At 42.5% G+C, this 24075-nt stretch carries 20 protein-coding genes; 1 reads left to right on the plus strand and 19 read right to left on the minus strand.

All coding sequences use genetic code 11. The features are described from left to right. Window positions 1–341 precede the first annotated feature (341 nt). Together FCL54_RS17685 and FCL54_RS17690 are read right to left on the minus strand one after the other, a co-directional pair. A complete protein-coding gene (locus tag FCL54_RS17685) occupies window positions 342–977 on the minus strand; it encodes a response regulator transcription factor (RefSeq protein ID WP_171016908.1) in 636 nt (211 codons plus the stop codon). Between the two features lie 12 nt (window positions 978–989). Then, window positions 990–2147: a sensor histidine kinase gene (locus FCL54_RS17690; RefSeq protein ID WP_171016904.1), complete on the minus strand. Its 1158-nt coding sequence runs from the start codon at window positions 2145–2147 to the stop codon at window positions 990–992. Window positions 2148–2374: 227 nt separating this feature from the next. On the opposite strand from FCL54_RS17690, the gene FCL54_RS17695 reads away from it, so the two are divergent. Beyond that, window positions 2375–2878, plus strand: a complete 504-nt coding sequence (locus FCL54_RS17695; protein ID WP_138128236.1) for a CcdC family protein — start codon at window positions 2375–2377, stop codon at window positions 2876–2878. Between the two features lie 194 nt (window positions 2879–3072). On the opposite strand, the gene FCL54_RS24105 is transcribed toward FCL54_RS17695, so the two are convergent. The 17 genes from FCL54_RS24105 to pcrB all read right to left on the minus strand — a co-directional run bounded on the left by FCL54_RS24105 (window position 3073) and on the right by pcrB (window position 23286). Next, entirely contained in the window at window positions 3073–3237 is a 165-nt protein-coding gene (locus FCL54_RS24105; protein WP_171016905.1) for a hypothetical protein, read from the minus strand. A gap of 158 nt (window positions 3238–3395) precedes the next feature. After that, window positions 3396–4265 carry a proline iminopeptidase-family hydrolase gene (locus FCL54_RS17700; RefSeq protein WP_138128238.1) on the minus strand — a complete coding sequence of 290 codons (870 nt, stop codon included), beginning with the start codon at window positions 4263–4265 and terminating at the stop codon, window positions 3396–3398. 453 nt (window positions 4266–4718) lie between these two features. Continuing rightward, the gene (locus tag FCL54_RS17705; protein WP_138128240.1) at window positions 4719–4913 is read right to left on the minus strand and encodes a hypothetical protein; all 195 of its coding nucleotides are present in this window, start codon (window positions 4911–4913) and stop codon (window positions 4719–4721) included. A gap of 72 nt (window positions 4914–4985) precedes the next feature. Then, window positions 4986–5369, minus strand: a complete 384-nt coding sequence (locus FCL54_RS17710; protein WP_138128242.1) for a VOC family protein — start codon at window positions 5367–5369, stop codon at window positions 4986–4988. An 88-nt stretch (window positions 5370–5457) separates the two neighbouring features. Beyond that, window positions 5458–5820, minus strand: coding sequence for an ArsR/SmtB family transcription factor (locus tag FCL54_RS17715; protein WP_138128243.1), 363 nt, complete (start codon window positions 5818–5820; stop codon window positions 5458–5460). Then, window positions 5821–6243, minus strand: a complete 423-nt coding sequence (locus FCL54_RS17720; protein ID WP_171016906.1) for an SRPBCC family protein — start codon at window positions 6241–6243, stop codon at window positions 5821–5823. Window positions 6244–6401: 158 nt separating this feature from the next. Continuing rightward, window positions 6402–7793: a 23S rRNA (uracil(1939)-C(5))-methyltransferase RlmD gene (rlmD, locus tag FCL54_RS17725; RefSeq protein ID WP_171016907.1), complete on the minus strand. Its 1392-nt coding sequence runs from the start codon at window positions 7791–7793 to the stop codon at window positions 6402–6404. A gap of 247 nt (window positions 7794–8040) precedes the next feature. After that, window positions 8041–8952, minus strand: coding sequence for a diacylglycerol kinase (locus FCL54_RS17730; protein ID WP_138128247.1), 912 nt, complete (start codon window positions 8950–8952; stop codon window positions 8041–8043). A 335-nt stretch (window positions 8953–9287) separates the two neighbouring features. Continuing rightward, window positions 9288–10721, minus strand: a complete 1434-nt coding sequence (gene gatB, locus FCL54_RS17735) for an Asp-tRNA(Asn)/Glu-tRNA(Gln) amidotransferase subunit GatB (RefSeq protein ID WP_138128249.1) — start codon at window positions 10719–10721, stop codon at window positions 9288–9290. 15 nt (window positions 10722–10736) lie between these two features. Beyond that, window positions 10737–12188, minus strand: coding sequence for an Asp-tRNA(Asn)/Glu-tRNA(Gln) amidotransferase subunit GatA (gene gatA, locus FCL54_RS17740; protein WP_138128251.1), 1452 nt, complete (start codon window positions 12186–12188; stop codon window positions 10737–10739). Between the two features lie 18 nt (window positions 12189–12206). Beyond that, complete coding sequence (gene gatC, locus FCL54_RS17745) at window positions 12207–12497, minus strand: Asp-tRNA(Asn)/Glu-tRNA(Gln) amidotransferase subunit GatC (RefSeq protein ID WP_138128253.1); 291 nt, start codon at window positions 12495–12497, stop codon at window positions 12207–12209. 503 nt (window positions 12498–13000) lie between these two features. Continuing rightward, window positions 13001–14455: a sodium/proline symporter PutP gene (putP, locus tag FCL54_RS17750; RefSeq protein ID WP_138128255.1), complete on the minus strand. Its 1455-nt coding sequence runs from the start codon at window positions 14453–14455 to the stop codon at window positions 13001–13003. Between the two features lie 564 nt (window positions 14456–15019). Then, a complete protein-coding gene (pruA, locus tag FCL54_RS17755) occupies window positions 15020–16567 on the minus strand; it encodes an L-glutamate gamma-semialdehyde dehydrogenase (protein WP_138128257.1) in 1548 nt (515 codons plus the stop codon). 319 nt (window positions 16568–16886) lie between these two features. Beyond that, window positions 16887–18086, minus strand: coding sequence for a CamS family sex pheromone protein (locus FCL54_RS17760; protein WP_138128259.1), 1200 nt, complete (start codon window positions 18084–18086; stop codon window positions 16887–16889). A 16-nt stretch (window positions 18087–18102) separates the two neighbouring features. Next, window positions 18103–20109 (minus strand): NAD-dependent DNA ligase LigA, encoded by a 2007-nt coding sequence (gene ligA, locus FCL54_RS17765; RefSeq protein ID WP_138128261.1) that lies wholly within the window; start codon window positions 20107–20109, stop codon window positions 18103–18105. Window positions 20110–20317: 208 nt separating this feature from the next. Beyond that, a complete protein-coding gene (pcrA, locus tag FCL54_RS17770) occupies window positions 20318–22534 on the minus strand; it encodes a DNA helicase PcrA (RefSeq protein WP_138128263.1) in 2217 nt (738 codons plus the stop codon). 62 nt (window positions 22535–22596) lie between these two features. Further along, window positions 22597–23286, minus strand: a complete 690-nt coding sequence (gene pcrB / locus FCL54_RS17775; protein ID WP_138128265.1) for a heptaprenylglyceryl phosphate synthase — start codon at window positions 23284–23286, stop codon at window positions 22597–22599. Between the last annotated feature and the right edge of the window lie 789 nt (window positions 23287–24075).

A 24075-nucleotide genomic window follows, 5' to 3' on the forward strand; every position in this document is an offset into this window, starting at 1 on the left:
AAAAAAAGCATTAGGATTTCCCGCTGCTAGCTATTAAGTATATGTTGCCTGTCACCTTACGAATCAGGCCAGTGATAGGCAGTTATCTTTTACTTAAACAACCCTATCAACAAATCCCAAAATCCTTTTTCTTTTTCAATGCTTTCTGTTTTGATAACGAACTGGACGGAGGGGACCTTTTCGTTTTTTGGGGGAAACGAAGGACACAGGGAAAAACGGTTCCTGTTCCAGGGATTTGGATCAAGATACTTCATCAATAGTAAAGCGTTCCCCACAGTTTAGAGGAACGCTTTATTATTAGTGCCAGACACCGCAACCAGTTTGAATCTGTTGTTTTCGTCTCATGCCTTCTTCTGAAAATGTAACACCAGTTCTGTACGGTTATTGAGCTCGAGCTTATCAAGAATACGGGAAATATAATTTTTCACCGTACCTTCCGTTAAAAACAGTGTTCCTGCGATTTGCCTGTTGCTTTTCCCTTCCATAACAAGTTCCACGACTTCGATTTCCCTCGGTGTCAACACCCCATCCATTTGTTCTTTTACCCTGTTTTCTTTAGACTGTTGGTTCATCGCAAGCAGCACTTTAGAAATTTTCGAACTAACTTCTGAATGGAGCAGCATACTTCCTTCACATGCCGCATCGATCGCTTTGATGATATCTTTTGAACTGGAATCTTTTAGAACATATCCGTCCGCTCCAAATTTTAGCCCGTTGAATATATACTCATCTTCGTTAAAGGTTGTTAAAATAATTACTTTTACACCGGGATAGGTTTCCTTCACGATTTTTAACGTCTCGATCCCGTCCATCACCGGCATCCGGATATCCATAAGAACGACGTCAGGCAGCCTCTCTTGCAATAAAGCTAACAATTCCTCTCCGTTTGCCGCTTCTCCAACAATCTCGATTTCTTCATGGAGGCTTAAAATCATTTTCAGTCCTTCTCTTACTATCCCCTGGTCATCAACAATCATAATCTCTCTCACTCATATCACCTCCACATTTGTGGCATTTGTTACATTTCTAACAGGAATTTCCGCCAACATTTTAAATCCCTGATCTTTTTCTGATGAGAAGCTTACTTTCCCATTCAGCAATCTAATACGCTCTTCAATTCCATGCAGACCATGAGATTTCTTGATCTGGGTACAGCCTTTCCCGTTATCTTCCACGAAAAGCCGTACCTGGTCCCCGCTCCAGGTGATGTCGATCAGGAATTGCTGGGCTTTACCGTGCTTTAAGCCGTTGGTAACCGCTTCGCGTACTGAGTTATAAATGCAATTATTCATCACTTGATTGCCAGATTCTACGTTTTTATCAAAATTCAAAATGAAGTGTAAGGTTCCTGATGTTTGCAGGCTCTCTATCATATCCTTCAACAACTCTTCAAGCTCGATCTGGCTGTTTACCGATTGATCTTTTAAGACAGAAACTGCCTTCCGAAGCTCCTTTATCGATTTTTGTGAAAAAAGATGGGCTTTGGAGAGTGCTTCTCCGGCTTTTTCCGGATGGGTCTCGATCGTGTTTTCGGCAAATTCCAGGTTCATCCTTAAAGCAATGAGTGAATGCCCAATCGAATCGTGCATCTCCTGGGCGATCCTCGTTCTTTCTTTTACGATAGTGATTTCTTTTAGCTTAGCATGGGCCTCTGCCAGTTCCGCGTTTAACAGCTGGCCTTTTTCCCGCTCCAAACTGATCTCCCTGAATAAGTAGACTACCAGGAATGTTGCCATATAGGACATGACCGAGCTTTCAAAGTCTGCCTGTGAAACATACACCACTGAAAGATAAACAAACAAATGAAAGAGAACGATACCTTTGAAGACTTTCTGTCCTTTCAAAAAAACCTCTACGAGAGGATAAACAAAGTATATACTCGTCGCCACACTGTCGAACATCTCCATATAAACGCCGATCGCCGCTATATTCAAAATCATCGATGACAAATATAGATACCTGTGACGCTCCGATAAATGATAGTGATATCTAGCCACATCATTCACTTGCATCAGTACGAGAAAAGCAATAAACACTGCTTTCATTCCGATAAATAAAAAAGGATCGACCACAACTTGATACAAAATGATAGAGACAAGCACCGCCTTTAAGCCCCATACCATTTTCATAGACTTGCTGTTCAGCATTGGCATCACCCCCATTGCCATATAATTAAAAATATTATACTACTCCCGTGGCGTAAAAAATAGATTACAAAGGAAACACTGCACTAGTGACTAAAGTAACATGGCAATTGCTGACGAAGGTGACTATTTAGCAGCAGTTAAAGGGCGATATAATCAAGGTGCGAACAAGAAACGAGACATGATGAACATCTTACAAATAAGTTAACGATAAAGGAGAATGAAAAAAAATGAACGTATCAGCTATTTATGGAATCATGATTCTGGTTGTAGGTTTGGTGCTCTGGAGACGTACGAGGGCGATGTATCGCCCGATTCAAGGATCAGGAATAAAAATCTTAATACCGGTACTCTTTTTGCTTCCAGCGATATCGATGTTCTCGGAACTTCCGCTGCAATTGAACCTCTGGGAAATTGGTGCAGCTTCCTTGACCGGGATAGTGCTGTCTATCCCACTTGTGCTTACTTCCAATTTTGAAATTCGCGAGGACGGAAAAATCTATGCACAAAAAAATAAAACCTTTGTTATCGCACTGATCGCAATTGTAGCGATCCGAATCGTTGCAAGACAGTATTTTTCAGCACTGGACCCAGCGAGTGTCGCCGTTCTTTTCGTTACAGTAGCTTTCAGCTATATCGTGCCATGGAGAATCGCTTCTTTCTTGAAATTTAGAAAGGTAAAACAATCACAGGCTTCTGGTGAAGTGATGATAGGCTCTGTTAAAAGAGTGTGACCAGGAAGGTTGTAAGTGAGACAGGAGAAGTAGTGCTTTTAGGGGGAACCGCTACGATTAAGGGAAACCGTGGTAAAAACCTGGAAAAATTCGGATAGAAATAATGAGAGGTATTATAAAAAGAAGCAGGATTCCCATAATGAGGCCTGCTTCTTCCATTCTTACGTATACACATTTCTTACAACTTTATTCTATTATAGTCCTCCACAGTGTGGAGAACTGGTTTTATCTCCCTCCACAAAATCAATGCCCTTTGTCACTGATTCGAGTCCGTATTCTACTTCGCTTTTCTCATAATCCTCGGTTTTAACCTGATTTAAATCCTGGTTATCTTTATGTTGCTCTTTGTTGTCTCTCATGACATTCCTCCTGAGTTTTTTATAGTGTCCTCAGAGAAAAAATTCTTATTCGCCTAGCGGAATACAGAAGCAGTTAAAAAGTCCGCAAAAAAAAGAAGACCATTAATTTATAGTCTTCTGGTTAAGGCAGAATGGTCTCCCTCTTATGTTCTTTATGCTTATTCATTACTTGCGAAAAAATCCCTCATCACCTTAATATATGCATCATGTTCCTCCAGATAAGCCATATGCGCACTGTTTTCAAAAACATGAAGTTTACTATTTGGAGTAAGGTTACTAAAATATTCCGTTGATTCAGGGGTTGCTTCGTCATAGCGTCCACAGGCGTAGAGGGTAGGAACAGTTATTGTTTCAAGCTGTGCCGTACAATCAAACTCTTTAAGATTTCCTTTAACGTAAAATTCTGAAGGCCCCCACATAATATTGTAGACTTCTGGATTTCTATACTTAGCTCCTTCTTTTAGCCAATCGGGTATTTTTTCCAATCTGCAGACAAAATTGTTATTAAATATAGCCGTTGCTTTTTTATACGCTTCAGAATCAGTCGTCCCATTTTCCTCATTGGCTTTTAATGTTTGCTGGACATCTTCAGGTAACTTTTCCCGGTTTCTGTCCTGGTCTTTTGCCCATATTGGAGCACTTAAGCAAGGACTTGAAAAGACAATGCTTTTGACGGCATCCGGATGTTTAAAATAATAAGCTGCCGCTAAGGTTGTCCCCCAGGAATGTCCCAATATATGAAAGCTCTTCAGTTGCAGCGCTTCTTTAATTTGATCCAATTCCTCCACAAACCTGTCGATGTTCCATAACGACTTATCATCAGGACGGTCCGATTTCCCGCAGCCTAGCTGATCATAAAAAATAACAGGCCGCTCGTCTGCCAGCTCTTTTAACACTTGCAAAGACCAGTGAGATGAGCCAGGGCCACCATGTAATACAACCACTGGTGTGTGATCCGATTCGTAGTTATGTACCTGGTACCATACTTTCCCACCGGTTACATCAATATATCCATCTTTCGTTGCCAAAGCCTTCTCCACCTTTACTATGTTATTGCTACACGTTCATTATAACCTAAATGATATGCACATTGATTCTCCCTGTCTATAAGTGGGAAAACCACCTCTATATGCATGCTGACATACGAGGTGGTTTAGTTAGTTGGCGTTAGATTCTTACTTTAAATTCACGGGATTCACTACTGCATAAAGGTTATCCTTTTCATTAGATAAGTTTACTTCAATAACCTTATACCCCTTTAAAAAATTGTCATGTTTGCTGTTAGTCGTAGTAGATTTGATATAATTCACGGCTCATACTTCCTTCCTGATTATTTTCTCACCAAGAACTACTATATGCAGGGAAGGGCAAATATGTGCATTATTTTTTACAAAAAAACTATGGATTGGAATTCCCGATTTTAAAAGCGAATAACAGGAAGCAGGATCCTTATAATCAGGTTTCCTGCTTCTTAGTGTTTATTAATCTTCAACAACTCTGGCTACTTCATGCCCGCATTTTTTACACTTACCTTTTAAGACAATACCAAATTGATTATCTTCAATCGTAAATCCCTGAATCGTCGTAACATCTGCACAGTTACTACAAAAAACATTACTGATTAGTCGGCTTCTCGTTTCTTTCGGAATGGAGAGCCATTTTTTGTTTGCATCCATCTAAAAACCCCTTACATACAAATTTCTAGCTGACCTTATAATGCGAAGCTTTATTTTAAACTAATAACCAAATTACTTATTACGGGAAACAATAGCAAGCCAATTGTCATCTGGATCTGACACATAAGCACGGCGTATTCCAGCCACATGATCTTTTGGTTCAAGGATCACCGGTACTGCGGCCCTACGCAGACGATTAATGGCTTGATTCGTATCCTCAGTCCAGATGGTAAGTTCAAAAGGATGGCCCGGGGTAGGCGCAGACACACTGGCTTCCTTTGCGACGGCATAGGTTACCAGAGCGATCATAGAGTCTCCAAGGCGGAGTTCAACATGTTCGGGCTCTCCTTTATCCGGGAAACGAAAAGTCTCTTCAAATTCAAGAAGATCCCTATAGAATCTCAAAGACCTATTGATGTCTGTCGTATAAAGACTTGGGAAAGCAGATAAAAACATAACTATCTCCTCCTAATTTTCATTCGAACAAATTCAACATAATGGCCACATACCCGCTTTAAAAAGCGTTATTGTTTCTGCATACGGATTACTCATCGTGATCACGTTTCGAACTCTCTGCTGCTTGTTTAAGCCGAATAAGCGTGTCATCCCAATATTTTTCATACTTCTTAACCCAGGGTCTTAACACGTTACTTACAACTTCTGGATTTATCCGGTAGATTTGTTCTCTCCCGCGTTTGATTGAGTACACGAGATTCAATTTGCGCAACTGCATTAAATGTTTTGATATGCCGGAACGAACCAGATCAGGAAAGTGCTCACTTAATTGTTTCACCGTCATTTCATCATGCTCTGCTAAAAGATCCATAATAGTGCGACGAGTATTGTCCCCGAGGGCGTTGAAAAGGTCTCTTACATCCACCTTGCTTGATTTATCGCATGAAGCCATCTAAGCCTCAGCTCGCGCCTTCAAGTTCTCAAGCAAGTGATGACGGGTCCAACCTTTCTGGTATTCATTATAAGTTTTCTCCCATCCCCTTTTTCGGATCCTTTCAAATCCTGTGTGCGTGACATGAACTCGAATACCATTTGCTATTTCTTCTAGTCTAAACGTTACTTTAGTCGGATTCATCCAATCTGAGCCCAATTCAAACCATGAGAGAGAAATTGATTCCATCGGCAAGATTTCCAGCACCTCGCCGCAAATCATCTGATTCTCTTCCGGATTCTTTACTCGATACTTCCCTCCTACTCGTGCGTCAATCTCCATATCAGTACTGATCCATTGACGCATGCCTTCCTGAGATGAGATAAGCTCCCAAACTTCCTGTAAACCTGCTTTGATGTCAATGAAGCGTTGAATTTTTTCCATACCTGCCTCCATGCGTTACTAAACGGTAACCAATTACTGATTAGTAACATATCACATTGTTTCAAAATTGTCAAAACTTTTAAAATTAATTTTTTTGACAAAACCTAACGTGTCTGGATTAACTTTTATACTTACATAAAAAAAGCAGAGATCCTTACTTAAATCTCTGCATCGTTACTATTTAAAACTATCTTTGCGACCGCCTCGCAATGCGTCGTATGCGGAAACATATCCACCGGCTGCACTTCCTTCGTCATAAACCCGCCCTCTTCCAATACTTTCAGATCCCTCGCAAGTGTAGCTGGATTACATGACACGTAAACTACCCGCTTTGGTTTCATATCGATGATCGTTTGCAGTAATGCTTCGTCACAGCCTTTTCTAGGAGGGTCGACGACCATCACGTCAGCTTTGATCCCTTTGTCATACCATGCCGGGATAACCTTCTCTGCTTCACCAACTTCGAAGTCTACGTTAGTCATCTCGTTCAGTTCGGCGTTACGTTTAGCGTCTTCGATTGCTTCAGGAACGATCTCTACTCCGTATACCTTTTTTGCCATTTGGGCAAGGAACAGTGAGATTGTGCCGATTCCGCAATACGCATCGATGACAGTCTCTTCCCCGTTCAACCCGGCGTATGCCAGGGCTTTATCATAAAGTACTTTCGTTTGTTCCGGATTTACCTGATAGAAAGAACGGGCAGAAATCGCAAATTTCACATCACCGATCGTATCGTAAATATACGGGGTTCCCCATAGTACTCTTGTTTCATTCCCGAAAATAACATTGGTGCGTTTAGGATTGATATTTTGAACGATCGATTTAACGCCAGGAACTGTCTCTGAGATTTCTTTGATGATATTTTTACGGTTCGGGAGGTCTTTTTGTTTGGTTACCAGTACGACCATAACATCCTTCGTTTGCCGTCCGTATTTTGCTACAACATGCCTTAGCGTTCCGCGATGGCTTCTTTCGTCATATGCTCTGATGCCGTATTTTAAAGCGATTTTCTTCACCTGCTGGACAACTGTATCGTTAGCCTCTTCCTGGATCAAGCATTCATCCATGTCGATGATCTCGTGGCTTCCCTTCTGGTAAAAACCAGCGATAAGACCGCCCTCACGTTCCCCGATCGGTACCTGTGCTTTGTTTCGGTATCTCCAGGGGTCGTCCATTCCGAGCGTCGGGTGAACCGTAACATCTTTTAAATGGCCTATTCGCTCAAGCACATCCTGAACCAGCTTCCTTTTATAAACAAGCTGGCGTTCATAGGTTAAATGCTGAAGCTGGCAGCCCCCGCACTTATCGTAAATCGGGCACGGAGGCGTAATGCGGTGCTCGCTTTCATCCAGTACCTCCAACAGCTTTCCGAATCCGAAACCTTTTTTCGTCTTCAGGACTTTTACTTTCGCTTTTTCACCCGGGATGCCATATGGCACAAATAAAGTGTAGCCTTCCACTCTTGCTACTCCTGCGCCTTCATGGGACAAATCGACGAACTCGACTTCTACAATATCGTTTTTCTTTACAGGTGCATCTATTTTAGCCATTGCTTAACCGTCCTTTTTCAAATGCTGCAAATGATTTTACCATAAGACAGATCCTTTGTGAAAAAAAGGCAACTTTCCTTTATTTACACTGTTCCCAAAAAGCACAGTTTCTAAAGGAAACATCTCTAAGAGGTTCTTTAAAAGATAGGGTTTTTTATTTATTTGTTAAAGGAATCAACTACTTATCTGCTAAGGTTTTATGAAGACAGCATAACAAAAAAATAGACAAGCTGTAATAGCCTGCCTATTAGTTACTGTTATGCTTATCCGCGGTTTCTTTCGGTACGATCATTGTAAGATGCTGATAAAGGTTAACAAACTCGGCCGGAAGCGGTCCGCCGTATTCTCCATCGAGATTGAGCTGCATCTTGTCGGACGCTTCCACTTTAATGCGGCTTGCTTTCGTATAGAGAACGTTCGGATCGTTGATGTGATCTCCTCGAAGCGCGTTTGTAGCAAGCCGGATAAATTCAGCCAGGTTCGTTTTCTTAAGAACGATCAAATCAAACAACCCGTCGTTCAAGTCAGCTGTCGGCGCCAATTTTTCAAATCCGCCTACCGAATTGGAGTTGGCTACGAGGAACAGCATGATTTCCCCTTCGAACAGTTTTCCGTCATACTCCATTTTAACAGCAGTCGGACGGATGGATGGAAGCATTTCCACGCCTTTTAAGTAATATGCCAGCTGGCCGAGCATCGTTTTAAGCTTGCTTGGCACCTCGTATGTAAGCTCTGTTAAACGGCCGCCGCCTGCGATATTGATAAAGTATTTGTTGTTCACTTTCCCTACATCGATCGGCATTTCATATCCATCACAGATAATATCCATCGCCCCTTCGATGGTACGGGGTACATGGATAGCCCGTGCAAAGTCGTTCGTAGTCCCTGCTGGTATAATACCGAGTTTAGGACGGAAAGTCTGCTCCGCAATACCGTTCAGGACTTCATAGATCGTTCCGTCTCCACCCGCCGCAATGACAAGATCAAATTCCCTCTCTACCGCTTTCTTCGCTGCTTCGGTCGCATCTCCTTCGCTTGTTGTGGCATGGGCAGATGCCTCATAGCCTGCTTTCTCAAGTCGCTCTAATATGTAAGGCAGCTGGCGCTTTACCTGTTCCCTTCCTGAGGTTGGATTATATATTAATCTTGCACGCTTCATAGATCATCATCCTATCTTTTTCAATAGCAAACTTCTTGAACGCGATTTCGAAACAATTCCACTTTTTAACATCATAGCCTGTTTTAAAGTTTATGAAAAGTCACATTAAAACTTTCGTATTAAAGCTTTCTTTTTGTTCCTTTTATTCTTATCAGATAAAAAACGACCACCTGGAGCCGTGACCGTTTGGGCAAAAGTTTATTCGTACCTATTGATTATAGTCACTTTCTATTCAAAAAGCAAAATGTATGATATTGGTATACCGTTCATTCCCCTATTGATGAAAATAAAAACACAGACCAGCAAAAGTACTGGTCTGTGTTAGTGTGTACCACTTATCTTTTATCCATCTCTTCAAGGATAAGTTTATTAACCATTGGCGGGTTCGCTTTTCCTTTTGTCGCTTTCATAACCTGGCCGACTAAGAAGCCGAGCGCACGGTCTTTACCGTTCTTATAATCAACGATCGACTGTTCATTTTCATTAAGGATGCCCTCAACGATTCCGCGAAGTTCACCTTCATCCGAAATTTGGACAAGGCCTTTTTCCTTCACGATTTCTTCAGGGGCTCCACCTTTTTCGATCAAATCTTTAAAAACTTTTTTAGCGATTTTAGAAGAAATAGTTCCTTTTTCGATCAGGGAGATCAGCTTAGCAAGCCCTTCAGGAGTAAGTGCTACGTCCTCAAGTTCTTTGTAATTAGAATTTAGATACGCTGTTACTTCTCCCATCAACCAGTTGGAAGCAAGCTTTGGATCGGCGCCATTTTCAGTTGTCGCTTGAAAGAAATCAGCCATGCTGATCGATTGGGTAAGAACCATCGCGTCATATGCCGGCAGTTCGAATTCTCTCATATAGCGCTCACGACGCGCATCCGGAAGCTCAGGGATCTCAGCGCGCACTTTGTCTTTCCAATCCTGGTCGATCATCAATTTTACAAGATCCGGCTCAGGGAAGTAACGGTAATCATCTGAGCCCTCTTTCACGCGCATCAGGATCGTCGATTTTTTCGCTTCGTCATAACGGCGTGTTTCCTGCTGGATGATACCTCCTGAGAGCAATTCTTTTTCCTGGCGCTTTTCTTCGAACTCAAGCCCCTTTTGAACAAACGTAAAGGAGTTCAAGTTCTTTAGCTCTGTTTTTGTTCCGAACTTTTCCTGTCCCAGAGGACGAAGAGAAAGGTTCGCATCACAGCGAAGGGAGCCCTCTTCCATCTTACAGTCAGAAACGCCTGTGTATTGCAGGATCGCCTTAAGCTTCTCAAGATATGCATACGCTTCTTCAGGTGTGCGGATATCCGGCTCAGAAACGATTTCGACCAGTGGAACACCCTGGCGGTTAAAATCTACGAGAGAATAATCTTCTCCGTCCACATGAGTATTTTTCCCGGCATCTTCTTCAAGGTGCAGCCTTGTGATACCGATCTTCTTTTTCTTGCCGTTTACTTCGATCTCAATCCAGCCGTTTTCACCGATCGGCTTGTCAAACTGGGAAATCTGGTAAGCCTTCGGGTTATCCGGATAAAAGTAGTTTTTACGGTCAAACTTCGTTTCTGTTGCGATTTCGCAGTTTAACGCCATCGCAGCGCGCATCGCAAAATTAACAGCTTCTTTATTTAAAACAGGGAGTACTCCCGGATGTCCTGTACAGATAGGACAAGTGTTAGTGTTTGGGGGAGCACCGAAGTTTGTGGAACATCCACAGAAAATCTTTGAGTTTGTTTTCAGTTCTGCGTGAACTTCTAAACCGATTATTGTTTCAAAATTCATTCTGTCTCAACCCCCTTACAGCTCTGGTCTTGCTTTATGATGATCTGTAGCCTGTTCAAAAGCATGTGCTACGCGGAAGACTTTTCCTTCATCAAAATGCTTCCCGATAATTTGTAGTCCAACCGGCAACCCGTTTGATAGTCCGCACGGTACAGAGATCGCCGGAACACCTGCAAGGTTGATCGGAATGGTTAGAATATCATTTACGTACATTGTAAGCGGATCGTCGATTTTTTCTCCGATTTTAAATGCTGTAGTCGGCGCAGTCGGTCCAATCACAACATCATAATCTTCAAATACTTTGTCAAAGTCCTGTTTGATCAACGTTCTGACCTGCTGTGCCTTTTTATAATAGGCATCGTAGTAGCCCGAACTCAAAGCGAACGTACCAAGCATGATACGGCGTTTTACTTCATCACCGAAGCCTTCGCTTCTTGACTTCTTATACATCTCAATTAAATTCTCCGCATCATCAGCACGATAACCGTAACGTACGCCATCAAAGCGCGCAAGGTTAGCAGAAGCTTCCGAGGAAGCAAGCAGATAATAGGTTGCTACGGCATATTTAGAGTGTGGAAGGGAAACTTCTTCCCATGTGGCACCAAGCTTTTCAAGCTGTTTTAGTGCCTCCATCACTTTTTCGCGTACGCCTTCTTCTACCCCTTCTCCAATATATTCTTTTGGAACAGCGATTTTTAGGCCTTTCACGTCCCCTGTCAGCTGAGAAAGATAGTCAGGAATATCAACGTTGGCTGAAGTAGAATCAAGGTTATCATGGCCAGCGATAGACTGAAGTAAAAATGCATTATCCTCAACGGTTTTGGAAATCGGTCCGATTTGGTCAAGGGATGATGCAAAGGCAACAAGCCCGTAACGGGATACCAGGCCATAAGTCGGCTTTAATCCCACGACTCCGCAAAAAGCTGCAGGCTGTCGAACGGATCCACCAGTATCTGAACCAAGTGAGAAGAATACTTCGCCTGCTGCGACAGATGCCGCAGACCCACCGCTTGATCCTCCAGGAACGTGTTCGGTATTCCATGGGTTGCGCGTTTTGAAGAAGCCAGAGTTTTCGTTAGAAGACCCCATCGCAAACTCGTCCATGTTTAATTTTCCGATCGTTACTGTTTCTGCATTGCGAAGTCGCTCAACCACTGTTGCATTATGTACAGGGTCATAGTTCTCCAGAATTTTGCTGGAACAAGTCGTGCGAAGGCCTTTTGTTACAATATTGTCTTTGACGCCCACTGGAAGGCCGAACAGCAATCCTCTTGCTGCATCAGTTCCAAGCTTTTCATCAAGCTTTCTTGCTGTTTCTTTCGCGCCCTCTTCATTTAGAGTGACAAACGCTTTAACTTTCTCCTCAACATGACTGATCCTATCATACGATGCTTGCACAAGCTCGCTAACGGATAATTGTTTATTTTGAAGCAGTGAATGAATTTCCCCGATGCTTTTTTCAAACATGCCTTATCTTCTCCTCCTCTACTCGATTATGGACGGTACTTTAACCTGGCCATTTTCCTGGTCAGGGGCATTCTTAAGTGTTTCTTCACGAGAAAGGCTTTCCCATGTCTCATCTTCACGCAATACATTTTTTACATCGATTACATGGGTTGTCGGTTCTACCCCTGTGGTATCGAGTTCATTCAATTGCTCTGCGAATGAAATAATATTGTCCAATTGCTCAGTAAACGTTTCGATTTCGTCTTCATTAAAAGATAATCTTGCCAGGTGTGCAACGTGCTTAACCTGTTCTTTTGTTATTCTTGCCATTTCGAGTCACCTCCAAAAATTCGAACAGTCTGCAATATATAGATGATACCAAAATTCCTGTAATACAGGCAACTTACCACTGCAAATTATGATTACATCGTTGACGATTTTGATCTCAATCAAACGTTTGTTTAATAATTTTGTTCATCAATCAAACGTTTGTTTAATCCATCTGTTCGTTAATCAAACGTTTGTTTAACTGCTCTGTTCGATAATCAAACGTTTGATTGATATGTCTGTTCGTGTTTTTATATCTTCATATTCGATGTCGGTATTTCCTCGCCTCTTGCATTCGTTCCTTTAATATTTGTTTTTGACTCTCGACCAGCTTGAATTTTTTTAATGTGAATAATGAAAAAACAGCTAGAGCAAAATACCCTAAATAAATGCCACTGTTTCTTTGCTCGATAAAAAGCATTCAGCATCCTCCTACATCGCCTCGTTTTCTTTATTAAACCAAAAGAAAAAGCCCCTTTCGAGTGGAAAGGGACTTCATGTTTTCTTTATCTTGCGTTTGCTTCGTCAAATTCAGCTTCCATTTCTGGAGTAGGTTCGTCACCAACATAACTGAATACCATAGAAGCGATCCAGCACAGTACAAAGCCTGGCACGATTTCGTAAAGGTCGAACAATCCACCGGAAAGCTGTGCCCATACGATTACAGTGACGGCACCGACGATGATACCTGCAAGAGCCCCGTTACGAGTCATACGTTTCCAGAACAGGCTCAGAATAATAACCGGTCCAAACGCACCGCCGAAACCAGCCCATGCATAACTAACAAGGTTTAACACACTGCTTTCTGGGTTATAGGCAAGTAAGATCGCGATCAAAGCGATAACAAGTACTGCGATACGGCCAACCCATACAAGTTCTGTTTGGCTCGCGTTCTTTCTTAGTATTGCTTTATAGAAGTCTTCCGCAACAGCACTGGAAGATACAAGCAATTGAGAGTCAATTGTACTCATGATTGCAGACAGGATTGCTGCAAGCAAGAACCCAGAGATCCATGGGTTAAACAGTAAGTCTGTAAACTGGATAAACACTGTTTCAGAGTTTTCAAGCGGATTGCCTGCAAAATAAGCGATTCCGATAAACCCTGTAAAAATTGCACCAAACAGGGAGATGATCATCCAGGTCATTCCGACAAGACGAGCCTTCGGAATTTCGTTTGATGATTTTACTGCCATAAAACGCGTAATGATATGCGGTTGGCCAAAGTACCCGAGTCCCCACGCTAGAAGGGAAATGATACCCATTGTTGTCATGCCAGTAAAGACGTCAAGATAAGTTGTATCGATGTCACCAACTCGGTTAACTGTTTCGCTCCAGCCGCCCATTTCATTCAAGGCTACGATCGGAACAATAACAAGCGCTAAGAACATTAATATGCCCTGGAAGAAGTCTGTCCAGCTTACTGCAAGGAATCCGCCAAGGAAGGTATAGGAGATAATAACGATCGCACCTATCCAAAGCGCTGATTCATAACTCATTCCAAAGGAACTTTCAAACAGGATAGCACCACCGACAAGACCGGAAGAAGTGTAAAAGGTAAAGAATACTAAAATAACTAATGCAGAAATAACACGTAAAGCCTTCGATTTATCACGGAAACGGTTTTCTAAAAAGTCCGGAACCGTAATGGAATCATTGGCAACTTCCGTATACTTTCTCAAGCGAGTTGCGATAAATTGCCAGTTGAGATAAGCTCCTATAGCAAGTCCAACACCAATCCAGATTTGGCTCATACCTCCTGCGTACATTGCACCAGGTAAGCCAAGCAATAACCAACTACTCATATCAGATGCACCCGCACTCAGTGCTGCTACGGAGCCTCCGAGCCTTCTGCCTCCAAGAACATAATCAGACAAGTCACTAGTTAAACGATACGCCGCGATACCAATCGCAAGCATTCCTACAAGATATACAATAAATGTAATTAACGTTGCTATATTCATAATGGTAACTACTCTCTCCTTTCAGTGAAAAATGTAATAATTGATAAGATAACTAAGAGTGGCATAGGTACTAACAACCAGAACCATGTTGCAGCTGTTAATGTATGTTCCATTTTCTCACCTCCGTTTTATTCACGGGTATGCAATTACCTGCAAATTTGTAAAATTTTCTTAACTCCCGCGTTCCTTTTAAACCATTACTAACTATATCATACAAATGTAGTAAGAACATTATGAAAATTATAACATATAACTTTTTGTGTATAATTATTCATTATATTGGCTAATTAAACCGTTTTTATAGATATATTGTCATAAGTATTCAATTAAATTTATTTAAATAAATTGACTTTTTTGTGACAAAAATTAAATTCATGGTAATAAATACCCATTTTACTTGAATGTTAAACTTTCTTTTCAGTAAAAAAGTTCTTATAATTATATATCCTTTTTCTTACAGGGACCAAAGAACCGCATTTTACCTTTTTCTTCTCACAGCCATTTATAGTTTGTACATTTTTCAAAAAAAAAACCTCCCCATAATAGGGAGGCCGAATAAAAAATTTAAAACATCTCTGAGATTGTTTTTGCCTGCATGTGAAGGATCAAGTAATCCGGTCCGCCTGCTTTGGAGTCAGTACCAGACATTTTAAAGCCGCCGAACGGATGGTATCCAACGATCGCTCCTGTACAGTTACGGTTGAAGTAAAGGTTACCTACCTGGAACTCATCCTTCGCTCTTTCGATATACTCACGGTTGTTTGTGATCAACGCGCCTGTCAAGCCGTATTCTGTGTTGTTTGCAACTTCCATCGCTTCATCAAAATCTTTTACTTTAGTTAAGGCAACAACAGGTCCGAAGATTTCTTCCTGCTGGATGCGTGCCTCAGGGTCAAGATCTGCGAACACAGTCGGCTGGATGAAAAATCCTTTTGAATCGTCACCAGTCCCGCCTGCAACAAGGCGTCCTTCTTCTTTCCCGATTTCGATGTAACTCATGATCTTGTCATAAGCGCCTTTATCGATCACAGGTCCCATATAGTTGTCATAGTTAGTTGGGTCACCTGTTGTTAAATCGTTTGTTAACTCTATTACACGATCCAGCACTTTGTCATACACTTCTTCATGTACTACAGCACGTGAACCAGCAGAACACTTTTGTCCGGAGAAACCAAACGCAGAAACAACGATTGCCTCCGCAGCCAGTTCGAGATCTGCATCTTTATCTACTACTACTGTATCTTTACCGCCCATTTCAGCGATAACGCGTTTTAAATGATTTTGTCCCGGTTGGACTTTTGCCGCACGTTCAAAGATTCTAGTTCCTACTTCACGTGAACCAGTAAAGCTGATCAAGGCTGTTTTTGGATGATCAACAAGATAGTCCCCTACTTCAGAACCGCTTCCTGGTACAAAGTTAAGTACACCTTTAGGTAAACCTGCTTCTACTAATGCTTCCACAAATTTTGCAGCGATTACGGGTGTAGCGCTTGCTGGTTTCAATAAAACCGTGTTTCCTGTAACGATTGGAGCTACTGTTGTTCCAGCCATGATTGCAAATGCGAAGTTCCATGGCGGAATGACAACCGTTACACCAGTCGGCGTATAAACATAACGGTTATCTTCACCAGGTCGGCTTTGTACTTGCTTTCCGTCACCTAGCTCGATCATCTGGCGAGCATAATATTCCATGAAGTCGATCGCTTCTGCTGTATCCGCATCTGCTTCTTTCCACGGTTTACCTGCTTCGTATACAAGGTAAGCAGAAAACTCATGCTTGCGGCGGCGCACAATCGCTGCTGTTCGGATTAAAATTTCCGCACGAGCTCTTGCACTCCATTTTCTCCAGCTTTTTAACGCTTCGTCCGCAGACTGGATCGCTTTTTCAGCAATATCTTTGTTTGCTTTTGAAACGCGCCCGATAACTTGTTCCTTGTTCGCTGGATTTTTCGAAACAATTTTCTCCTCGGTGCTAATGCGTTCGCCATTAACAAGCAAGTCATGCTCTTTTCCTAGTTCATTCTCAACCTGTTTTAGAGCTTTTTCGAATTCTTTCCGATTCTCTTCAACAGTAAAATCTGTGAATGGTTCATGTGTGTAAGGTACTACCATATTAGAACAGCCTCCTTCATTACTAAAACGTTTTCATCTAATAATTCTACATGATAGAAATTGGTTGTTCAAACGTTTGGAATAATCTGAATCAATGATTGCTTATATAAAACCAACCAGGTTAGCAAACGTTTGAGCGCCCTCTTGTCTTGTTCCATTTTGAGCTTTTTTTTAAACATGGTTCTTTTTATTTACTAAAAACTTCCTCTTGAATGACCGCTAAAAGCTGATTTCAAGGCTTTTTAAACACGTTTGTTTTTTCAATCAAACGTTTGTTTAAGACTCCGCAAAACAAAAAAGAAGAGGCTCGCACCTCTTCTTACTGATAGATATGGACAAATGGTTCTTCTTCATGCGGATCTTTTACTATGATCGATTCTGGTTTATTCATCGAAGTGATATAAACAGAAACAGGCAGGTCTTGCGGGAATGTGTCTTTTTTATTTTTAACAAGACCTGTAACAAATTGCGTAAACGAAATGATTTCCGATTTGCTGTAAAATTGAACCGGTATCTCGACTTTCATTCGTTGCAACTTGTCGTCCCGATAGAGGCCTGTACCAACAACACCTACAAAGTTCGGGAAGAATTCCTGGATACTCCTTTTAAAGGAATCAAATTTTTCTGCGTCAGACGGATGTGCTTCTTCTGCGTCTTTAGAAGGAAACGCATAATATTTTTCATCGATCTCTTTCCAGCCATCGATGGAAGCCTTACCGCCGTCCACTACCGTTTTGGCTACAAAGTTACCTGGAACGATCGAATCCCTCGGCTGTTCGATAAATAAAGCAACCACAATTGGAACATCCACTTTTTCATCGGTTCGAATATCTTTTATAATAGCTTCTGCCGCCTTTTTCCCCTTTGCGACAGCATTTTTTACATCTGCTGTTCCTGTATACTTTAACCCCTGGTCATCGTATACAGAAAACGGATAAATGTCATATAGTGAAAGTCCTACGACAACTCCGCCAAGCGCTACCTTATTCTCATCGTTCTTCACATAATAGTTATGCTCAAGAATATAGGACAAGTAACGCGGATTCGCCTTTTCGGCTTCCATCACCTTTTCATGCTGTGCCGGGTCTTCCTTCATCCCGAGAGCAGGGTTTAAGCCCTGTTCGTTCGTTTTGCTTTTTCTTTTTAACCAGGTGTGGATTTCTTTGCTGTCAAACAACTGGCCGTCTTTGAAAAAGTATTTATCAGGATCAAATGTTTCCTGTGCTATTCTCATTAAGCCTGTTTCTAATTCATCTACATCAAGGCGGTTATCTACACCGTCCGTGATCAATCCACGGACTGCCCCTGGATCTAAAGAATTTGTTTCCCCTTTTTTATCTAAAACGCTGCGGTAATATTTTTCAGTCGTCTGAATTTCCTGGCTGATGATCGCTTTTTCTTTCTTATCATCAGGCTGTTCAACGATTTTCTCTTCCGGTTTATCTGAATTCGGAAGGCATCCCGACAGCAATAAACTCATCGCACTAATGGAGACGATTAGTCCTCGTCGTATACCCATTTACAACCATCTCTCCTCATTTATTCAGCTCTTCCATAAACCGGTCTTCATTCCAGATGAGAACCTCAAGTTTTTGGGCTTTATCAAGCTTTGAACCGGCGTCTTCCCCTGCGACAAGCAAGTCTGTATTCTTGCTTACGCTTCCGGTTACGTTTCCACCGAGCTCTTCTACCTTTTTCTTTGCATCTCCCCGGGTCAGCTGGGTCAGTTTTCCTGTCAGGACAACTGTTTTCCCTGTAAAATAGGAATCGATATTTTCCGTGTTAACCGGTTTTGGACCCTTATACTCCATATTAACACCTAAATTTTCTAATTCAACGACCAAATTATGAACTTCTTCGTTATCAAAGTAAGTAACGATCGAATCGGCCATTTTTTCCCCGATTTCATCGATCGCTTCCAGCTCTTCTTTCGCAGCATTCTCCAATTTTGCCATGTTTCCAAAATGCTGGGCGAGCGTTTTTGCCGCTTTTGAGCCGACATATCGGATACCAAGGCCAAATAAAAGCTTCTCAAGAGAATTAGACTTTGAAGCTTTAATCGCTTGAAGGAGGTTAGAAACCGACTTTTCTCCCATTCTTTCTAACTGAAGCAATTCATCCTTCTCCAGCTTGTAGATGTCTGCTACATCATGGATTAAATTCTCTTTGTATAACTGGGCGATCACCTTTTCGCCAAGACCGTCGATGTTCATGGCATTTCTGGAAACGAAATGGATCATGCCTTCTCTGATCTGTGCAGGACATTTCGGATTGATACAGCGAAGTGCTACTTCCCCTTCGATGCGAACAAGATCACTGCCACAGGCCGGACAATGCTCCGGCATCCGGAAATCCACTTCATCACCAGTTCTTTTATCTTTTATAACATTTACTACTTCCGGAATGATGTCTCCCGCTTTTTTTATAACAACATAGTCGCCGATTTTGATGTCTTTTTCTCTTATCAAGTCCTCATTATGAAGCGAAGCCCTCTTTACTGTCGTACCCGCAACCTGTACAGGGTCAAGGATAGCGGTCGGAGTGACAACACCGGTTCTTCCAACACTCAACTCGATTTCGCGTAACCGGGTTACCACCTCTTCAGCAGGGAACTTATACGCGATTGCCCATCTCGGGCTTTTCGCGGTGAAACCCAGTTCTTCCTGATGCTCAAGTGAATCTACTTTAATAACGATGCCATCGATTTCATAGGAAAGATCAGGCCGCTTTTCAAACCAACCATCTATAAATGCAATCACATCATCGATATCGGGGCATCTTCTCCACTCAGGATTTGTTTTAAACCCAAGCTCCCTGAGATAGTCAAGTCCGTCACTGTGTGAAGAAATTTCCTTGCCGTCAAGCGACCCGATTCCGTAGACGAAAATATCGAGGTTTCTGCTTGCGGCTATTTTAGGATCGAGCTGCCTCAAGGAACCTGCTGCTGCGTTCCTCGGATTGGCAAAAAGCGCTTCCCCGTTCTGTTCACGGCTTTCGTTAAGCGCTTCAAATGATTTCTTCGGCATGAACGCTTCCCCACGAACCTCCAGGTTAACTTCTTCTGATAACCTTAAAGGAATAGACCTAACTGTTTTAAGATTTTCTGTTATGTCCTCACCAACCGTACCGTCTCCGCGGGTCGCACCTCTTACAAACACTCCGTTTTCGTATGTAAGAGAAACAGCAAGACCATCGATTTTCAACTCGCATACATAGGAAAAAGCATCGCCTATCCTATCCCGGATCCTGCGGTCAAAATCCCGTAGGTCCTGTTCGCCAAAGGCATTTCCAAGACTGAGCATCGGGATATTATGCTCGACTTTTCGGAAAGCATCGATCGGCGGGCCTCCAACTCGCTGAGTCGGTGAATCCGGCTTCCTCAGTTCAGGATACTGTTCTTCCAGTTCAATCAGTTCCTTCATAAGACGGTCGTATTCAGCATCAGGAACAGACGGATTATCCAGGACGTGGTACTCATAGTTATATTTTTGCAGAACCTCGCTCAGTTCTTTGATACGCTCTTGGGCTTCTTCTATGTTCAATCCTGTTCACACCTTCCATCAAGTACAAGATTTTATTTTCTAACGTGAAGTTAAAGTTGGTTTCCGCAACGGGCAGTCTCTTTCCGTAGCGGTCAGCCACAGTTTATCTATTTTGTAACGGTTAATAAAAAAAGCACACGTACTGCCGTATTCCACTGACTGTGAGATACGGCAGAAGCAAAAGATATTTTTTATAGTTTTAACGAGTTTATCCTTTTTCAATCGGCGCAAACTTGGCAAGAAGCCTTTTCACGCCAACTGGCTTTGGAAAAGCAATGTCCAACTCAACGGATTCTCCCTGTCCTTTGACACTGACAACCGTTCCTTCGCCCCATTTGCGGTGCTTTGCTTTGTCGCCGACTTTCCAATCGAGGGATTCCCCGCCGGTAGATGTGTATTGAGGGCGTTTTGGAACTTTAGGAGCAGCGGGTCTTCCCACTCCACCTGAAGTTGCTGCCCATTGCGGCACTTTCTTCTCTTCGAATTTCTTTTCAAGCAATTCTTCCGGTATTTCTGCGATGAACCTTGAAACCATGTTCGCATTCGTTTTGCCGTATAACGTCCGCATTTTCGCATTGGTCAGGTAAAGCTCTTCTTCTGCCCTTGTGATTCCAACATACGCCAATCTTCGTTCCTCCTGCATTTCCTCTTCATCAAAGAGTGAACGGCTGTGAGGGAAGACGCTCTCTTCCATTCCCATCAAGAACACTACAGGAAACTCAAGTCCTTTTGCCGCATGGAGAGTCATCAACGTAACGGCATCGTTTTGTTCATCTTCTTCATCAAGTTTGTCGATGTCCGCGATTAATGCGAGATCGGTTAGGAAAGCGATCAGGCTCTTGTCCTCGCTCGCTTTTTCAAAGTCAGTCGTAACAGACAGGAACTCATCGATGTTCTCAAGCCTTGTTTGTGCTTCAATCGTATTCTCATTTTTCAAGGAGTCTCTGTAGCCTGTTTTATCCAACACTTCCTCCACAAGCTCTGAAACGGAAAGGTATTCCTGCATTTGATTGAAGTTGGCGATCAAGCCTGCAAACTCGCTTAAGCTATTAACAAAGCGTGCGCTCAAGCCGACCTGCTCTACTTCCTGAAGGGCGTTGAAAATAGAAAGATCGTTGTCAGCTGCGTATTGGGATACCTTGTCCATCGTGGATGCACCGATTCCCCGCTTCGGTACGTTAACGATTCGCAGCAAGCTGATATCATCGTCCGGGTTCGCGATCAAGCGCAAATAAGCAAGTACGTCTTTAATTTCTTTTCGATCGTAGAACTTTGTTCCTCCAACAATGTTATACGTTATGTTGGATTTCATTAAGATTTCCTCGATCACACGAGACTGTGCGTTTGTCCGGTAAAGAATCGCGATATCGGAATTTTTGCGTTTTCCGTCGCTGACCATGTTTCGGATCTTCCCGGCAACATAGTAGCTTTCATCATGTTCGTTGTCTCCCTGGTAATAAGTAAGGTTGGGTCCTTCGTCATTTTCGGTCCAGAGATTCTTTGGCTTGCGGTTAAAGTTATTGCCGATCACCTTGTTAGCCGCCTGCAGAATTTTCTTTGTGGACCGGTAGTTTTGCTCTAGCATAATGACCTTTGCTTCAGGGTAATCTTTTTCAAAGGAAAGAATGTTTTCGATATCCGCGCCTCTCCATCTGTAGATCGATTGGTCGGAATCCCCAACAACACATAAGTTTCCGTGCCGCTCAGCCAGCATATTAACGAGTACGTACTGCGCTCTGTTTGTATCCTGATACTCGTCGACGTGGATATATTGAAACTTTCGCTGGTAAAATTCAAGCACTTCCGGGACCTGTTTAAATAGTTTGATCGTCGTCATGATCAGGTCATCAAAATCAAGTGCGTGGTTTTTTCGAAGCTGCTTCTCATAAGCCCGGTACACATCCAGTACCACGCTCTCGTATGGCCCCTGGGCAATTTTCGAATAGTCTTCTGCCGTCTTCAATTCGTTCTTTGCACTGCTGATCGAGCCAAGGATGCTTCTTGGGTCAAATTTCTTCGGATCCAGGTTCTTTTCCTTAAGAATTTTTTTAATTACGGAGAGCTGATCGCTAGAATCGAGGATCGTAAAATTACGGTTGAATCCAATTCGGTCTATGTCCCTGCGAAGCATTCTTACACACATCGAGTGAAAGGTAGAAATCCAGATGTCTTCCGCTGCCGGGCCGGTGATTTTCGCTACACGTTCTTTCATCTCTCTCGCTGCTTTGTTCGTAAACGTAATCGCAAGAATGTTCCACGGCGCTGCTTGCTTTTCTACGAGAAGATAAGCGATTCGGTGGGTTAATACCCTTGTCTTGCCACTTCCTGCTCCTGCCATGATCAAAAGAGGGCCGTCCGTTGCTTTAACAGCGCTTTTCTGTTCCGGGTTTAGCCCCTCCAATAATTTTTCAACTATCCGTTGCATAATATAGCACTCCTAACAAACGTATGTTCTTGCTTTTATTTTACTCGAGGCCGAATAGACAATCAATCTTGTTTTAGTATTTTTACTGTTTTCAGTGCTTTCTTTATATCTTCATATATGATATTTCCGACAACAATGGCATCTGCATAATGTGCCATCTCTTCTGCTTGCTCCAATGAGGAGATGCCCCCTCCGTAAAACAGCCTGGTATCTTCAAGTACACTCTTCACTTCTTTTACTGCTTCTATATCGCCGTATGCCCCACTGTATTCCAGATAAAAAATAGGCAGGTGGAACATTTTTTCTGCCATTCTTGCATAGGCAACCACATCTTCAGTCGAAATAGAGGTATCTGCTGATGTCAACGAGGCTACCTTCGATTCTTCGTTTAACACACAATAGCCTTCCATCACGATCTCATCCCAATCCATCAGTGCACCGTACTCTTTAACCGCTTCATGGTGAAGTCCTTTTATCCAGCGCACATCGTTCGTGTTAAAAACCGTCGGGATGAAATAGTAGTCAAAACCGGGTGTAATAGCGTCAATATTTGAAACCTCAAGTACACAGGGTACTGCATATCTTCTTATTCTGGCAAGCAGCTCTAACGTTCGGTCAAGTGTTACACCGTCGCTTCCGCCCACCATAACAGCATTCGTGCCGGATTCGCATATTTTTTCCAGATCAGTATCCTCGATCTCTTTATTCGGGTCAAGCTTAAAGATATGTTTCCATTCTTTATATTCAAGCATTGTTCATGCCTCCTATTATTCCAGTTCCTCATAAAGAGGATTATATCAAAAATTGCCCGTTCACTCATCGGTCCGTTCCTTTTTTCCCTTAATATCTCCTATTCTGGAGAAAGAAAACTCGTAGCAAGAAGTTTTACAGACGTTCTAGAGCGGTTGAAATAGGCTCCATGTCGTTTATTGGAGTTTCGGAGTGTGTATTGGAGATTCAGAAGTGCTTATTGGAGGATTGGAGCTTCGTTTTGGAGATTCAGCGATTTTAGAGCTTCACCAGGATTTTTAGGTTCAGGGAGGTTCGGAGTTTTAGCGTAATTTTTAGGGGTTCAGCGAGAGCTTTCGGTGGTTCAGCCATTTCTTTCGGAGTTTCAAGAAATCCAGCCGGTATTTCAGGAAAGCTTTCAGCACCTCCCGGAAAATTTTTTAGTTATAGAAATTTATTCTTGTTTCAAACTCACTTATTCTAAACTCATCGCCTCTCATTCTAGCTTCAGAAGCCCTTATTCGTGCTTCAATGAGAGTTGTTCGGCTTTCAGAAGGATTTGCTCCTGTTTCAGGCCAGTTTATTCTTGCTTCAGAGCAATTTATTCTTGTTTCAGCGCTTTATAAAAGCATCAGTGTCCGATACCTTCTCAATTTTACCCGATTTGAGCTCCTTAACGGATTTGATTAAAATTTTTTGCTAGAATCCCATCCAGGTATAGTAGAGTAGGACGAGGGCTTTCGCCCTCGGACCCCTCATCAAACCGGACGTGCGGCTTTCCCGCATCCGGCTTTCTTTTCGTTAGTTCCCCA

Source organism: Exobacillus caeni, assembly GCF_005747095.1.
Taxonomy (GTDB): domain Bacteria; phylum Bacillota; class Bacilli; order Bacillales; family Guptibacillaceae; genus Exobacillus; species Exobacillus caeni.

Coding starts and splice junctions, on each gene's coding strand:
- FCL54_RS17685 (WP_171016908.1), bottom strand. CDS start 977: ATGATTGTTGATGACCAGGGGATAGTAAGAGAAGGACTGAAAATGATT.
- FCL54_RS17690 (WP_171016904.1), bottom strand. CDS start 2,147: ATGCTGAACAGCAAGTCTATGAAAATGGTATGGGGCTTAAAGGCGGTG.
- FCL54_RS17695 (WP_138128236.1), top strand. CDS start 2,375: ATGAACGTATCAGCTATTTATGGAATCATGATTCTGGTTGTAGGTTTG.
- FCL54_RS24105 (WP_171016905.1), bottom strand. CDS start 3,237: ATGAGAGACAACAAAGAGCAACATAAAGATAACCAGGATTTAAATCAG.
- FCL54_RS17705 (WP_138128240.1), bottom strand. CDS start 4,913: ATGGATGCAAACAAAAAATGGCTCTCCATTCCGAAAGAAACGAGAAGC.
- FCL54_RS17710 (WP_138128242.1), bottom strand. CDS start 5,369: ATGTTTTTATCTGCTTTCCCAAGTCTTTATACGACAGACATCAATAGG.
- FCL54_RS17715 (WP_138128243.1), bottom strand. CDS start 5,820: ATGGCTTCATGCGATAAATCAAGCAAGGTGGATGTAAGAGACCTTTTC.
- FCL54_RS17720 (WP_171016906.1), bottom strand. CDS start 6,243: ATGGAAAAAATTCAACGCTTCATTGACATCAAAGCAGGTTTACAGGAA.
- rlmD (WP_171016907.1), bottom strand. CDS start 7,793: ATGGCTAAAATAGATGCACCTGTAAAGAAAAACGATATTGTAGAAGTC.
- FCL54_RS17730 (WP_138128247.1), bottom strand. CDS start 8,952: ATGAAGCGTGCAAGATTAATATATAATCCAACCTCAGGAAGGGAACAG.
- gatB (WP_138128249.1), bottom strand. CDS start 10,721: ATGAATTTTGAAACAATAATCGGTTTAGAAGTTCACGCAGAACTGAAA.
- gatA (WP_138128251.1), bottom strand. CDS start 12,188: ATGTTTGAAAAAAGCATCGGGGAAATTCATTCACTGCTTCAAAATAAA.
- gatC (WP_138128253.1), bottom strand. CDS start 12,497: ATGGCAAGAATAACAAAAGAACAGGTTAAGCACGTTGCACACCTGGCA.
- putP (WP_138128255.1), bottom strand. CDS start 14,455: ATGAATATAGCAACGTTAATTACATTTATTGTATATCTTGTAGGAATG.
- pruA (WP_138128257.1), bottom strand. CDS start 16,567: ATGGTAGTACCTTACACACATGAACCATTCACAGATTTTACTGTTGAA.
- FCL54_RS17760 (WP_138128259.1), bottom strand. CDS start 18,086: ATGGGTATACGACGAGGACTAATCGTCTCCATTAGTGCGATGAGTTTA.
- pcrA (WP_138128263.1), bottom strand. CDS start 22,534: ATGCAACGGATAGTTGAAAAATTATTGGAGGGGCTAAACCCGGAACAG.
- pcrB (WP_138128265.1), bottom strand. CDS start 23,286: ATGCTTGAATATAAAGAATGGAAACATATCTTTAAGCTTGACCCGAAT.